Annotated in this window: 12 protein-coding genes and 1 pseudogene; 11 read left to right on the forward strand and 2 right to left on the reverse strand. The window is 34.8% G+C overall.

Annotation, left to right across the window (positions count from 1 at the left end; genetic code table 11):
• Positions 1–76: 76 nt before the first annotated feature.
• Both kamD and kamE read left to right on the forward strand, forming a co-directional pair.
• Positions 77–1,636, forward strand: coding sequence for a lysine 5,6-aminomutase subunit alpha (gene kamD / locus THESIDRAFT1_RS08945; RefSeq protein ID WP_006570173.1), 1,560 nt, complete (start codon positions 77–79; stop codon positions 1,634–1,636).
• Positions 1,633–2,442, forward strand: a complete 810-nt coding sequence (kamE, locus tag THESIDRAFT1_RS08950) for a lysine 5,6-aminomutase subunit beta (RefSeq protein WP_006570174.1) — start codon at positions 1,633–1,635, stop codon at positions 2,440–2,442. Before kamD ends, kamE begins: the two co-directional genes overlap by 4 nt.
• Before the next feature lie 23 nt (positions 2,443–2,465).
• On the opposite strand, the gene THESIDRAFT1_RS08955 is transcribed toward kamE, so the two are convergent.
• Positions 2,466–3,845 carry an amino acid permease gene (locus tag THESIDRAFT1_RS08955; RefSeq protein ID WP_006570175.1) on the reverse strand — a complete coding sequence of 460 codons (1,380 nt, stop codon included), beginning with the start codon at positions 3,843–3,845 and terminating at the stop codon, positions 2,466–2,468.
• Between the two features lie 400 nt (positions 3,846–4,245).
• Here THESIDRAFT1_RS08955 and loaP point away from each other — a divergent pair, with 400 nt between their 5' ends.
• From loaP to THESIDRAFT1_RS08985, 6 genes are all read left to right on the forward strand, one after another.
• The gene (loaP, locus tag THESIDRAFT1_RS08960; protein ID WP_006570176.1) at positions 4,246–4,788 is read left to right on the forward strand and encodes an antiterminator LoaP; all 543 of its coding nucleotides are present in this window, start codon (positions 4,246–4,248) and stop codon (positions 4,786–4,788) included.
• 107 nt (positions 4,789–4,895) lie between these two features.
• On the forward strand, positions 4,896–6,263 hold the full coding sequence (gene glmM, locus THESIDRAFT1_RS08965; protein WP_006570177.1) for a phosphoglucosamine mutase: 1,368 nt from the start codon (positions 4,896–4,898) through the stop codon (positions 6,261–6,263).
• 29 nt (positions 6,264–6,292) lie between these two features.
• Positions 6,293–7,201: a UTP--glucose-1-phosphate uridylyltransferase GalU gene (gene galU, locus THESIDRAFT1_RS08970; RefSeq protein ID WP_006570178.1), complete on the forward strand. Its 909-nt coding sequence runs from the start codon at positions 6,293–6,295 to the stop codon at positions 7,199–7,201.
• Between the two features lie 78 nt (positions 7,202–7,279).
• Positions 7,280–7,972 carry a YveK family protein gene (locus THESIDRAFT1_RS08975; RefSeq protein ID WP_006570179.1) on the forward strand — a complete coding sequence of 231 codons (693 nt, stop codon included), beginning with the start codon at positions 7,280–7,282 and terminating at the stop codon, positions 7,970–7,972.
• Positions 7,973–7,986: 14 nt separating this feature from the next.
• Positions 7,987–8,697 carry a CpsD/CapB family tyrosine-protein kinase gene (locus THESIDRAFT1_RS08980; RefSeq protein ID WP_006570180.1) on the forward strand — a complete coding sequence of 237 codons (711 nt, stop codon included), beginning with the start codon at positions 7,987–7,989 and terminating at the stop codon, positions 8,695–8,697.
• Positions 8,697–9,476, forward strand: a complete 780-nt coding sequence (locus THESIDRAFT1_RS08985) for a tyrosine-protein phosphatase (protein ID WP_006570181.1) — start codon at positions 8,697–8,699, stop codon at positions 9,474–9,476. Before THESIDRAFT1_RS08980 ends, THESIDRAFT1_RS08985 begins: the two co-directional genes overlap by 1 nt.
• Positions 9,477–9,486: 10 nt before the next feature.
• Here the strand turns inward: THESIDRAFT1_RS08985 and THESIDRAFT1_RS08990 are convergent, their stop codons facing one another.
• Positions 9,487–10,398 (reverse strand): LCP family protein, encoded by a 912-nt coding sequence (locus THESIDRAFT1_RS08990; protein ID WP_006570182.1) that lies wholly within the window; start codon positions 10,396–10,398, stop codon positions 9,487–9,489.
• Between the two features lie 175 nt (positions 10,399–10,573).
• On the opposite strand from THESIDRAFT1_RS08990, the pseudogene THESIDRAFT1_RS08995 reads away from it, so the two are divergent.
• From THESIDRAFT1_RS08995 to THESIDRAFT1_RS09005, 3 genes and pseudogenes are all read left to right on the forward strand, one after another.
• Positions 10,574–11,622, forward strand: a pseudogene (locus tag THESIDRAFT1_RS08995) (YkvI family membrane protein).
• 54 nt (positions 11,623–11,676) lie between these two features.
• On the forward strand, positions 11,677–12,387 hold the full coding sequence (locus THESIDRAFT1_RS09000) for a DUF2225 domain-containing protein (RefSeq protein WP_003871050.1): 711 nt from the start codon (positions 11,677–11,679) through the stop codon (positions 12,385–12,387).
• Positions 12,388–12,454: 67 nt separating this feature from the next.
• Positions 12,455–15,130 carry a calcium-translocating P-type ATPase, SERCA-type gene (locus THESIDRAFT1_RS09005; protein ID WP_006570184.1) on the forward strand — a complete coding sequence of 892 codons (2,676 nt, stop codon included), beginning with the start codon at positions 12,455–12,457 and terminating at the stop codon, positions 15,128–15,130.
• The last annotated feature ends 1 nt before the right edge of the window (position 15,131 follow it).

Below are 15,131 nucleotides of genomic sequence, written 5' to 3' on the forward strand. Positions count from 1 at the left end.
CTGAAAGGCGGACTACAAATACCCCAGCTATCTAAACTGTACATTTTTGTACAGTTTGGGTAACCAGGGGTGATATATGAAAAGCAAGCTCAATTTAAATTGGGATATAGTCAATAAGGCGAGAGAGTGCGCAAGAAATATTGCAGAAGATACACAAAAATTTATTGATGCCCATACTACTGTTGCAATTGAAAGAACAGTATGTAGGCTTTTAGGAATAGATGGAGTAGATGAGATGGGAGTTCCTCTTCCTAATGTTGTGGTTGACAACATAAAAAATGGAGGGGGACTTTCACTTGGGGTAGCTTTCTTTATAGGTAATGCTATGCTTTATACAGGACTTACTCCTCAACAGATAGCTGAAAAAGTGGGTAGAAATGAGCTTGACCTTACTAAAATGCCGATGGCAGATTTGTTTGATATAAAATTAGCTGTTCAAGAGGTTGCGGTAAAAACTGTTGAAAAGATAAAAGAAAATAGAAGGAAAAGAGAAGAACTTTTGAAAAAATACGGTAAGAAAGAAGGTCCACTTCTCTATTTGATTGTGGCAACGGGTAATATCTATGAAGATATTGTGCAGGCACAGGCTGCTGCAAGGCAGGGAGCAGACGTAATTGCGGTAATTAGGACTACAGGACAAAGCCTTTTAGATTATGTACCTTATGGAGCAACTACTGAAGGATTTGGAGGTACTTACGCTACACAAGAGAATTTCCGCCTTATGAGAAAAGCCCTTGATGAGGTTTCTGAAGAGGTAGGGAGGTATATAAGGCTTTGCAATTATTGTTCTGGCCTTTGTATGCCCGAAATTGCGGCTATGGGGGCTTTAGAGAGATTAGATGTTATGCTAAACGATGCATTGTATGGGATTCTTTTTAGAGATATAAATATGAAGAGAACTCTTGTAGACCAATATTTTTCAAGAATTATAAATGGTTTTGCAGGAATTATTATAAACACTGGAGAAGACAATTATTTGACAACTTCTGATGCTTATGAAGAGGCTCACACAGTTTTAGCTTCCCAGCTTATAAATGAACAATTTGCTCTTTTAGCAGGAATTCCTGAAGAGCAGATAGGATTGGGGCACGCTTTTGAAATGAATCCTGACCTTAAAAATGGATTTTTATACGAACTTGCGCAAGCGCAAATGGCAAGAGAGATATTCCCTAAAGCTCCTTTAAAATACATGCCACCTACAAAGTACATGACAGGGAATATTTTTAAAGGGCATGTGCAAGACGCTTTATTTAATATTGTGACTATAATGACAAAGCAAAAGATTCACCTTTTGGGTATGCTTACAGAAGCTATACACACGCCTTTTATGTCTGATAGGGCTTTGTCTATTGAGAGTGCAAAGTATATATTCAACAATATGGCAGATATAGCAGATGAGATATACTTTAAAGAAGGTGGAATAATCCAACAGAGGGCTAATGAAGTTCTTATTAAAGCTTATGAGCTATTGAGGGAAATTGAAAAGGAAGGACTCTTTAGAACATTAGAGCAAGGTAAGTTTGCAGGAATTAAAAGGTCAATGAATGGAGGAAGAGGTTTAGAGGGAGTTGTAGAGAAAGACCCAAACTATTTTAATCCTTTCATAGACCTTATGCTAAGAGGTGATAGACAATGAGCAGTGGGCTTTACTCTACAGAGCGGAAAGATTACGATAAAACCCTTGATTTGACCAAAGTTAAACCCTATGGAGATACGATGAATGATGGAAAAGTTCAATTAAGCTTTACTTTACCTGTACCAGATGAAGAAAAAGCAGTGGAGGCGGCTAAGCAACTAGCAAAGAAGATGGGACTGGAAAATCCAATGGTGGTATATCATACACCTTTGGACAAAGATTTTACCTTCTTCATAATATACGGAAGCCTTATTCACACTGTAGACTATACTTCTATACATGTAGAGACTATAGATATCAAAACTATGACAATGGAAGAAGTCAATGAATACATCAAAGAGCACATAAAGAGGAAAATTGTGGTAGTTGGTGCCACAACAGGAACAGATGCCCACACCGTCGGACTGGATGCCATTATGAATATGAAGGGATATGCAGGTCATTATGGGCTTGAGAGGTATGAGATGATAGAAGCCCATAATCTTGGGAGTCAAGTTCCCAACGAGGAATTTGTTAAAAAGGCGATAGAACTGAAAGCAGACGCGCTTTTGATTTCTCAAACAGTTACACAAAAGGACATTCACATAAAAAATTTGACTCATCTTGTAGAGCTTCTTGAAGCAGAGGGAATAAGAGATAAGGTGTTATTAATATGTGGCGGCCCTAGAATAACTCATGAACTTGCAAAGGAATTGGGGTATGATGCAGGTTTTGGACCAGGTAAATATGCTGATGATGTGGCGACGTTTATAGTAACTGAAATGGTCAAAAGAGGAATAAAAGGTTTAAGAGATATACAAAAGTAGGAGGCTGTTTTTTGCAGCCTCCCTTATTTTTGTGTATTTAGCACGCTATGGTATCTGCCATAAGCAAAATATATTATCAAGCCTACTAACATCCATATTCCAAACCTTGCCCATGTAACCCAAGGTAGACTTGCCATAAGGTATAAGCTGAAAGCCATTGTAAGAGGTGCTACTACCCAAACAAAAGGAACTCTGAATTTCCTTTCAACATTAGGCATTTTAACTCTTAAGACTAATATTCCTATTGATACAATTACAAATACAGACAGAGTACCTATATTGCAAAGCTCAATAATTATATCAAGTGGCAAAAATCCAGCAATAATAGCTGCTACTACACTTGTAATTATAGTGTTGATATGAGGTGTTCTATATTTGGGATGAACATGGGAGAAAACTTCTGGTAAAAGTCCATCTCTTGCCATAACCATAAATATTCTTATTTGACCGTAAAGAGTTACAAGGAGTGTGGATATCATACCTACGGCAGCACCAGTAGCTACTAATGCAGAACCCCAGTTAATTCCAATGCTCATTAATGCACCTGGGAGAGCATTATCCGGAATAATCTGTTTATAAGGTACCATACCTACTAAAACGACGGCAACTGAAATATAAAGTGCTAATATTACAATCATTGCCATTACAAGTCCTAACGGTACATTTCGAGTTGGATCTTTTGTTTCTTCTGCTGCGGTAGATACGGCATCAAACCCTATATATGCAAAGAATATAATAGCTGCAGCAGACATTATGCCTTTCCAACCGTAAGGTGCAAAAGGTGTTAAATTTGACAATTTTACATGGCTAAAGCCTAAGAACAGGAACAAAAGGATTACCCCTATTTTTAAGAGCACTATAATGTTGTTTGTCATTGCACTTTCTCTGACACCAATGTACAAAATCCAAGCGACAAATGCTGTTACTAAAATTGCGGGCAAATCCATTATTCCTCCCGAAATAGGAGGTTTTGTTATAATTTCTGGCAAAGTTATGCCAAAAGACTTTAAAAGTCCTACAAAAATACCAGACCATCCAGAAGCTACTGCGCTGGCTGAGACTAAATATTCCAAAAGTAAGTCCCAACCTATTATCCATGCGATAATCTCACCAAAGGCAACATAGGAATAAGTGTAAGTACTTCCAGCAACAGGGAACATTGTAACCAATTCGGCGAATATAAGGGCAGCTAAAGCAGCAGTTATACCGCCTATAACATAAGAAATTATAACGGCTGGACCAGCTCTTAATGCGCCTTCCCCAGTTGCCACAAAGACACCTGTACCTACGACAGAACCTATTGCCAAAGCGGCAAGGTCAATAGCGGTGAGTTTTTTGTTTAAACCTGTCCGTTCAGCTGCTTCCAGCAGCTGGTCTGCTGATTTTTTTCTAAATAAGTCCATCTAAAATCCTCCTAATCCGAAATTTAAAATCACACGCTTAAATATTTTATCAAAAATTTTGCCTCATGTCTCCCTATCTTTGTGAATGTTTTAATGTTATAAAGCTTTAAAAATTTACAACAATAATTTTTTAATATAACTTAAACTTATGCTTTCACCTTGATGGATTTACTACTCCTGCAGGGTTGCCACTAAATTCTTTGCTTGTAAAAGCGTCAACAATAAAAATTTGCATAAAAAGTCCCCCTTTAAACGTTAATTTGTTTCGAATAATTATAATATAGCACAATAGCTGAGTTTTTCAAGTTTCCATTCGTATACTCATTTATATAAGATTTGGAAATTATATGTTGAATTTTGTAAAAATAATTGCTAAAATTATAAAATGGGGTGTAGAAAAATGAAAAAATGGTATGTTATTTTTACTCGAAGTGGATATGAAAACAAAGTTAGAGATATTATTGAGAGTTGCTTTAAACAAGAGGAAGTGAAATTGCTTATTCCGAAAAGAAAAATTATAGAGAGAGAAAAAGGACAACCAGTGGAAAAAATTAGACTTTTGTTTCCTGGATATGTTTTTGTAAATGCCGAGATGAGCGATGATTTATATTATAAAATGTCTGATATTTTAAAAAGAGGTATTTTTCTGAAAGAAGGGAAAAGGCCAGCTTTTGTAAAAGAAGAAGAGATGAAAATAATTTTGTCTCTTACTAAAAATTCTGATTTAATAGATTTGTCAAAAGGTATAATGGAAGGAGAAAGAGTAAAGATAATTGAAGGACCATTGAAAGGGTATGAGGGGCTTATTAAGAAAATAGACAAAAGGAAAAAGAGAGCAAAAGTTATGCTTAGTATAGCGGGGGAACTGAAAAGTGTAGATTTAGCTATTGAAGTAATTGAAAATGTATCTGAGCAGCAAAGGAGTCTGGTTTACGCTTGTTGATATATTTGCGGAAAGTCAAGAAACAATTTTGTGAAGATTGTGTATTGAGGATTTTCAGTATTATCTATATAATTAAATTGTATGACATAAAAAGGAGGTTGAGACAAATGAAGTTGAATGAAAACATGTTTAGGATGTATGATATTAGAGGGGTGTGGGGTGAAGATTTAACTGCTGAGACCGCAGAAATAATAGGAAAGGCTTTTGGTACATATGTGAGACAAAAAGGAATTAAGGATGTGCTGATAGGCAGAGATAATAGATTATCATCAAGGCCTATACGAGATGCTTTGATTAAAGGACTTACTTCTACAGGCTGTGATGTATTAGATGTAGGGGTTTTGACAACTCCAGCTTTTTACTATTCTAATGTCCTGTACAATTATCAAGCAGGGATGATGATTACTGCAAGCCACAATCCGCCACAATTTAATGGTTTCAAAGTTATGGTAGGACCTTCTACTATTTATGGCGATGAACTTAAAAAACTATACTATATAGCAGAAAAAGGCGAATTTGAAAAAGGTACAGGGAATGTGAAGCATGCTTATCCTATTAATTCGTATATTAACATGATAAAAGAAAAGGTTAAATTAGGCGACAGAAAGCTTAAAGTTGTTGTCGATTGTGGGAATGGCACAGGTTCATATTTTTATCCTGATGTTATATATAACTTAGGTTGTGAAGTATATCCTCTCTATTGTGAATCTGATCCTACATTTCCAAACCATTTCCCAGATCCAGTAAAAGAAGAAAATTTAAAAGATTTAATTGAAGAAGTAAAAAGAGTGAAGGCTGATTTGGGTATAGCTTTTGATGGTGACGGTGATAGAATTGGCGTTGTGGATGATAAGGGGAATATAATTTGGGGAGATATGTTGATGATTCTTTATTGGAGAGAAATAATGAAAAAACATCCCGGTGCCGATGCCATTGTAGAAGTGAAATGTTCTCAGGCATTAGTAGAAGAAATTGAGAGATTGGGAGGCAAACCTATCTTTTTCAAAACAGGCCATTCCCTTATAAAAGCAAAAATGAAAGAATTAGGTGCTGTGTTTACAGGAGAAATGTCTGGTCATATGTTTTTTGCAGATGAGTACTATGGATTTGATGATGCGGCATATGCTGCTGCAAGGCTTTTACGAATACTTTCTAATACAGATAAATCTTTGTCTGAGCTCTTAGCTGATGTTCCTAAATATCCTGCAACACCTGAAATAAGGCTAGAATGTGACGATGAGAAAAAATTTGATGTGGTAAAAGGTGTGACTGAGTACTTTAAAGAAAAAGGATACGACATTATAGATGTTGATGGTGCAAGAGTGTTGTTTGACGAAGGATGGGGACTGGTTAGAGCTTCTAACACAGGACCAGAGCTTATTGTGAGATGTGAGGCAAAGACAAAAGAAAAACTAGAAGAGATTAAAAAAGAGCTTTCAGAAGCTTTAGCTAAATTTGGCGTAGAGTTTAAATAAGCTGTAAAACTTGCATGGGAGGAAAAACAGTGAAAATAAGAAAGGCGATAATTCCGGCTGCAGGCCTTGGTACAAGGTTTTTACCTGCTACCAAGGCCCAGCCTAAAGAAATGCTTCCCATTGTGGACAAGCCCACTATTCAGTACATAGTTGAAGAAGCGATACAGTCGGGGATAGAGGACATTCTTATAATAACTGGCAGAAATAAAAGAGCAATAGAAGACCATTTTGATAAGTCTGTGGAGTTGGAGCTGGAGTTAAAAAAGAAAAAGAAGGAAAGCCTTTTACACCTTGTAGAGGATATTAGCAATATGGTGAACATTCACTATATAAGGCAAAAGGAACCAAAAGGTTTAGGACATGCTATATACTGTGCGAGAGCATTTGTGGGCAATGAACCCTTTGCTGTTCTTTTAGGGGATGACATAGTAGATGCGGAAGTCCCTGTTTTAAAGCAGATGATAGAACAATACGAAAGGTACAATTGTTCTATTATTGGGGTACAAGAAGTGCCGTATGAGGATGTAGATAAATATGGTATTGTTGATTCTACACCTATTGAGGACAGATTGTACAAGGTGAATAATCTCGTAGAAAAGCCTAAAAAAGAAAAAGCTCCATCAAATATAGCTATTCTGGGAAGATATATAATAACGCCAAGAATATTTGAAATATTAGAAAACACGCCACCAGGAGCAGGTGGGGAGATACAGCTTACAGATGCTTTAAAAACTCTTTTAAATTATGAAGCAATTTACGCCTATAATTTTATTGGCAAGAGATATGATGTGGGAGATAAATTAGGTTACCTTATGGCAACTGTTGAGTATGCTCTGAAAAGAGAGGACTTAAGGGAACCTTTTAAGAGGTATTTATTAGAACTTGTTGACAATTTAACAGCTATCGAAAAGGAGGCTGCGGTTACAAAAGTAAAATAGCAAAAAAGTTTAAAAAGAACTAAATTTTGCTTTTATAGCGAATTGTATACAAAGGAAAAGATAAAAGGGGGTTTAAAAATGGCAGAAGAGGAAATTGATTTGCGCGAAATTTTCCTGATTATGAGAAAAAGGGCAAAAGTGATAGTAATTATTACCCTTTTAGCTATGATAGTGAGCGGGATATTTTCATATTTCATTGCTACTCCTGTGTATAAGGCGAGTACTTCTTTGATAGTCAGCAGAACACAAAGTTCTGTGCTTACCAATAGTCAGATACAAGTTCAAGATATACAAACTAGTAGGATGTTAGCTGCCACTTATAGTGAAATTGTTAAAAGTAGGAGGGTTCTGCAGCCAGTAATTGAGAGACTGAGGTTACCTCTAACAGTTGACCAATTAAAAAATAGTGTTGATGTAGCAGCTAAAGATAACACAGAGATTATTGAGATAAGCGTAGAAAATAGTGATCCTAGTAAAGCAGCAGAAATGGCAAATGCCATTGCAGATTCGTTTATGGAAAATATTGTAAAAATAATGAAAATTGATAATGTACAGGTAATTGATAAAGCTATTCCACCAACCTCTAAAATTAGCCCGAAAACAACTTTGAATATTGCAGTAGCAGCTATTTTAGGCCTTATGGTAAGCATTTTTGTTGTATTTTTATTGGAATATATGGACAGGACTATAAAAAGCCCAGAAGATATAAAGAAATACTTGGACTTACCTGTATTAGGTGTCATTCCCGAAATAAAAATTAAATTTAGGTGAGGATGTGAAAATGAATGGTAGCAGCAAGAAATCTAATTGTAGCAGATCCAAAATCGCCTTTTGCTGAGGCTTTTCGTGCTTTAAGAACTAATTTGCAATTTACAAGTGTAGATAAAAAAGTTAAAAGTATATTAATTACCAGTTCACTACCTAATGAGGGAAAGAGTACTGTTGTTAAAAACTTAGCTTATTCTGTAGCTTTGACAGGAAGTAAAGTTATTGTAATAGATGCAGATTTAAGGAATCCCACAGTTCATAAAACTTTTAATTTGCCTAATAGTAGAGGCTTAACAAATTTATTGATAGATGAAGGGGACTATGAGGCTTATTTAAATATAGATAACAGCTACAGTAATTTACATATATTAACTTCCGGACCGATTCCACCTAATCCAGCAGAGTTATTGGGTTCGAATAAAATGAAAAAATTATTAAGTAATATTCAAAAAGATTACGACTATGTATTTATAGATAGTCCTCCTGTTGTAACTGTTACAGATGCAGTAGTATTAGCGCCAGTGGTTGACGGAGTAATACTTGTTATACAAGCTGGGAAAACAGAAATTGAAGCAGTCAGCCGAGCAAAAGAAATTTTAGAAAGTGTAAAAGCTAATATTCTTGGGGTTGTACTAAATAGAGTAAAAGAAAGCCATAGAGGATACTACTATTACTATTATTATTATGATGATAATAAACCACAACATAAGAAAAGAAGGAAAAGATAATGGTGGACATACATTGTCATATATTACCTAACCTTGATGATGGTGCTGAGTCCTTGGACATTTCGAAGGAAATGGCACTTATTGCAGTACAAGATGGTATAAAGTCAATTGTAGCGACACCTCATTATATAGAATATGAGCATGAAATATCAAAAGAGAGTATTTTAAATACTTGTCAGCAGGTAAATGAGTTTTTAATTCAAAATCGCATAGATTTAAAGATAATTCCAGGGTGTGAAGCTTTTGTTTCTCCTACATTAGTGGAAAGTTATAAAAAAGGGGAAGTTATGTCAATAAATGATATGGGTAAATATATTTTGATAGAATTACCAGTAGCTAGTTATCCGGAATACATAGAGGATGTAATATTTGACTTTAAGGTGATAGGAGTTACTCCTATTATAGCTCACATAGAAAGATATTCATATGTTAAAGGAGATTTTGATATAATATACAGGTTAATTAACGAAGGAGCGCTTATGCAAATTAATTCTACAAGCATTACAGGCTTGTTTGGAGATGAGATAAGGTATAAGTCATTAGAGCTTATAAAACACAATATGGTGCATTTTATAGCTTCTGATGCTCATACAACAAGGGGAAGAGCGCCTAAGATATCAAAAGCTTTAGAGACTTTAAAAAAAGAAGGAATTGAAGATGCCTACATAGACTATTTGATTAGTAACAGTCAAAAAGTGATTAATGGTGAAGATATTGAAGTGATAGAACCAATAAAAAAGAAACTAAGTTGGTTTCACAAAATAAAGAGACGCTTCTAGCCGCGTCTTTTTATTTTGTGAATTCTTGAAGCACCTCGTTTAATTTTTCTATATCTGGTTTCCAATAACTTATTCCATTTAGATCATAAAAGTCTCCTGGCACTGTGAATTTTTCTATCGAATCTGGTGATACGTCTTTAACGAAGTATATTAAGGCAAGTATTTGCTCATAATTGAGATTAGTGTACAACTTTCCTTTAAAAGTATTGTATAAATTTATATAAGTAGAAACATCTTTTGCTTTACTCTTAAGCTGGCTAGCAAAGGCAATTATAAACTTTTGTTGCCTTTTAACTCTGTTTATATCTCCCATGGGGTCATATCTCCATCTTACATACTGATAAGCCTTTTGTCCATCCAAAATTTGGTATCCTTTATCTAGGTTGGCTCCATGGCTATGCATGTTTACTTCTATATCGAGAGGTACACCACCGATTGCGTCTACAATATCTGGTATTGTCTGCATGTCTATTGAAATGTAATAAGGCACATTGATACCTAAAAAATCACTTATGGTTTTTAAGCTAAGAGCATAACCTTTTTCTCCCATACCGCCATATACATATGCAGCATTTATTTTGTCTTTATGAAATCCGGGAATATCTACATATGTATCTCGCGGAATAGAAAGAACTTTTACGACTTTACCATTAAAATCAATTGAAAATATCATTATAGTATCAGTCCTAAAATTTCCTATGGTGTGTACTCTTTCATCATCTTTGTCTAAGCCTAAAAAGGCAATATATATTTTACTTTTAGATAATGCCTGTTCAGAATTGGAAATAGTATTTTTGTTATCATTATTAAATACAGATTCTGGATGTTTTGTTATATGGATGTATTTATAATATACAAAAAAGGCACATGAAGCTATAATAGCTACTATTAAAAAGAAAATAAACCATTTTCTTTTTTTCATTTGTTTTCACCCTGTTGCTTGTGTATAAAAAATGTAACGTATTAGAATATTTTGTTATGGCGCAACTATTATTTTAACTCATTTTATGATAAAAAGTAAATAGTTTTTTACAAAAGAATAATATTTTTTCTCCCGCCAAAAATATATTTAAAATAGAAAGAAAGGCGGGATTTTTTTGATTAGAAAAGAGATTTCGGCTTTTAAAGTTGCTGCAACTTATATAGGAACAGTAGTAGGAGCGGGATTTGCTTCGGGACAAGAAATATTGCAATTTTTTGTATACCATGGAATTAACGGAATTATAGGGCTTTTAATTGCTATTTTTATGTTTGTGTTTTATGGGTATGTAATTTTGCGATTAGGTAACAGGCTTAATGCCTCCTCCTATAAAAAGGTCATCATGAAGGCTGGGGGACCTTTATTTGGAAGGGTGATAGATTTAGTAGTTACATTTTTTTGTTTGGAGCACTATCTGCAATGATAGCAGGTTGTGGAGCAATTTTTGAAGAGCAATTTGGGCTTTCTTCTGCTTTTGGTGGTGTAGTAATGGCAGTATTATCGGTTGTAACAGTATTAACAGGAATTGGAGGAGTTATTTCTGCCATTTCTTTTGTCGTACCTTTGCTCTTGCTTGCCGTAATTATTGTGAGTATTTTTTCCCTTATTTATGTACCAGACATTACGGTTATAACAACTGCTGACTTTCCTTTTAAAGCTGCAGTAAAAAATTTTGCATTGTCGGGGATACTTTATGCTTCCTATAATCTTTTGATGGCAGTTGCCATTCTTGCTCCTCTTGGACAGAAAACCAACGACAGGTCAAAACTAAGATGGGGAGCTATATTAGGAGGAATGGGATTAGGATTAGGAGCATTTTTGATATTTTTTACAATTCTTATAAATATGCCTACTGCTTCTTTATATGAGATACCCATGCTTTATGTTGCTGGTAAAATTTCACCGGTTTTGAAATTTGTATACAGTTTTATTTTGATTGCAGAAATATATACTACGGCTGTTGGAAATCTATATGGGTTTGCGGCAAGGTTTACAGAAGTTGGGTCAGTGAAATATAAGATTTTTACTGTTGCCTCGGGGGGAATGGCCCTTATAGCTAGTGGGTTTGGTTTTGCAAAACTTGTTCATTATTTATATCCTATCGCTGGTTATGGAGGCATTATTATGCTTATTGGCCTTACATATAGAATAATAAATCACAAATAATTTCAATTTTTGAGGTATAGCTAATTTTTATCTATAGAATGTCGAAAAATGTAGATGAGTATGTTAAAATATTTAATAGGACTAATGTTGGACGGAGGTGTAATATTGGGGAACAAATATTTGTACGATAAAAAAACTGTATGCCCAGTATGTAAAAAAGAGTTTACATATACCAAAGTAAGATCTTCGCAATTGAAGGTGGAAGAAAGAGAAAGAGATTTTTATACTAAATATAAAGATGGCATTAATCCTTTCTTTTATGAAGTTATTGTGTGCCCAAATTGTGGATATGCTGCTTTGGAATCTGAATTTGACAGAATAACTAATGACAAAAAGGAAAAAATCTTATCACTGGTAACGGCTAAGTGGGTTAAAAGAGAATTTTCTGGTGAAAGAACACCTCAAAAAGCGTTAGAAGCCTATTTATTGGCTTTATATTGTTCCCAGATAAAAGAAGATAAGCCCATAGTTTTTGCGAAGACTTGTCTTAGAATTGCTTGGATATATAGGATTTTAAATGATAAGGTAAATGAAGAAAAATATTTGAAATATGCATTGGATTCTTATATAAAAGCCTATAGTGGTTCGGATATATATGAAGAAGAAGTACTTCTCATATATATGATAGCAGAACTTAATAGAATGTTAGGCAACAGGGAAGAGGCATTAAAATGGTATAATAAAGTGATAAATCATCCTGATAGGTCTCGGTATAATTTAATAGTCAATCTTGCAAGAGATGGATGGCAAAGTTTAAAAGAATGAGGGCATGTTTTTTAGAATGCCCTCATATTTTATTTAGAGAGCAAAAAGTTTAAGAAAGGGGATTGGGATGTCTTACGGTAAGAAGCAAATGCAACAAACAATTTACTACTTTGATAAAACTGACTTTACCGGCTTAAATAGTCAAGAAGCGCAAAAAAGGTTATTGAAATATGGGCCGAATATATTGGAGGAAGGGCACAAAGTTAGTCCTTTGCAAATATTTTTAAATCAGTTTCAAGATTTTATGGTGATGGTTTTATTGGCAGCAACTTTAATTTCTGCTTTGATGGGAGAATTAGCGGATGCTTTGACAATAACGATAATCGTCATTTTAAATGCTGTATTAGGATTTATCCAAGAATGTAGAACAGAGCAGTCTTTGGAAGCTTTAAAAAAACTTGCAGCGCCTATTGCAAAAGTTTTGAGGGATGGAGAACAAAAAGAGATAGAGGCTTCTCAGATTGTAATAGATGATATTATTATTTTGGAGGCGGGAGATAAAGTTCCAGCAGATGCTGTTTTGATAGAAAGTCATAATTTAGAAGTGGATGAATCGATTTTGACTGGTGAGTCAGTCCCTGTCCACAAGGAAGCTGTAAACAATGTAAAAAGAGCGGTAGTAACTGATAGTAATGTAGTTTATATGGGTACTATTGTTACGAAAGGAAGAGGGAAAGCTATTGTAACTGCTACAGGTATGCAAACAGAAATGGGGAAAATTGCAGGAATGATTAAAGATATTGAAGGAGATGAAACGCCATTACAAAAAAGACTCAATAAACTTGGAAAAGTATTAGTAGCAGGAGCTCTTGCTATATGCGGTATTGTAATAGTATTAGGAATAATAAGAGGAGAGTCTTTGTATTATATGTTTTTATCAGGTGTAAGCCTTGCAGTTGCTGCTATTCCTGAAGGACTTCCTGCTGTTGTTACAGTTTCTTTGGCCATCGGGGTACAAAGGATGCTTAAAAGAAATGCATTAATAAGAAAATTACCTGCTGTTGAAACATTGGGATGCACTAATGTAATATGTACGGATAAGACAGGTACTTTGACAGAGAACAAAATGACTGTGACAAAAGTGTTTTGTGATGAAGAAGTTTTTGAAGTAAAAGGTGATAAAAGTAAAGAAATTGCTAAAATGAGAAATAAAGAGAGAAGCGCTTTTAGAAAGATGGTGGAGATAGGGGCATTGTGCAATAATGCAAAGATTAAGAGGGAAAAGATAAAAATTGGCAAAGAAACTTTAGAAGAAGAAAAATACATAGGAGACCCTACTGAAGCCGCTATACTTTCTTTTTCAATGAAATCAGGACTTTCTCTTGAGTTGGTAGAAAATATTAAAAGAATGGAGGAAATTCCTTTTGATTCAGATAGAAAAAGGATGTCTGTTATTGTGGAGATAAATGGTGAAAAATATGCGTATGTAAAAGGTGCTCCAGATGTAATATTGGACCTTTGTACATATAAATATACAGAAGGCAGAGAAGTGCCCCTTACTGTTTTTGATAAAAAAAGAATATTAGATATCAATGAAAGTTTTGGCAGGGAAGCTTTGAGAGTATTGGCCTTTGCTTACAAAAAGCTTCCTCCTAAATTTCCAATGGTTGCAGAATTTATAGAAAAAGATTTGGTTTTTGTAGGATTGGAAGGGATGATAGACCCTCCTCGAGGGGAAGTATATGGTGCAGTTTTAAAATGTAAGATGGCAGGAATAAAACCGGTTATGATAACAGGTGACCACAAGATTACTGCAACTGCTATAGCAAAAGAATTAAAAATATTAGGGGAAAATGATAAAGTGATTACAGGGCAGGATTTAGATAACATGGAAGATAAGGACCTTGAGAAAGTTTGTACAAATATTAGTGTTTATGCAAGGGTAACCCCAAAACATAAGCTCAGAATTGTCAGAGTCCTTAAAAACAAAGGTTTTACAGTAGCAATGACAGGGGATGGGGTAAATGATGCCCCTGCTTTGAAAGAGGCAGATATAGGTATTGCTATGGGAAAAGGAGGAACAGAAGTTGCAAAAGAGGCTTCCTCTATGATTTTATTAGATGATAATTTTGCCACTATTGTGGCAGCTGTTGAAGAAGGAAGAATAATTTATGACAATATACGAAAGTTTATACGATTTTTGCTTTCTTGTAATCTTGGAGAAGTTTTGACTATGTTTTTTGCAGCTTTAATGGCCTTAAAATTGCCTCTTGCTCCAATTCAAATATTAATGGTCAATCTTGTTACTGATGGGTTGCCGGCTTTAGCTCTGGGGATGGATCCTCCTGAAAAAGATATAATGATGATGAGACCGAGAAATGCTAAAGAAAGTGTATTTTCAAGAGGGTTGGGTATAAGAATCATTATAGTGGGATTTTTAATGGCATTGAGTACTCTTGGAGCATATGTATTTGCATTAAGTTATGGTACATTGGAAAAAGCTAGAACTATAGCTTTTGCTACATTAGTGATGGTAGAGCTGATACACGCCTTTGAATGTAGGTCAGAAAGAAATTTAATTTTTGAGATAGGGATTTTTACTAATCCTTACTTGGTGTTAGCAGTTTTGACATCATTTTTGCTTTTCTTAGCTACAATATATATTCCACCTTTAAGTGTTGTGTTTAAGACAACAGTGCTTACTGGCTATGATTGGCTGGTCGTGGTGTTTTTCTCTTCAATAGAATTTGTATTTAACAATCTTTATACTGCTTATATAGTACCATTAACTAAGGCGAAGTGAA

Source organism: Thermoanaerobacter siderophilus SR4, assembly GCF_000262445.1.
Classification (GTDB): domain Bacteria; phylum Bacillota; class Thermoanaerobacteria; order Thermoanaerobacterales; family Thermoanaerobacteraceae; genus Thermoanaerobacter; species Thermoanaerobacter ethanolicus.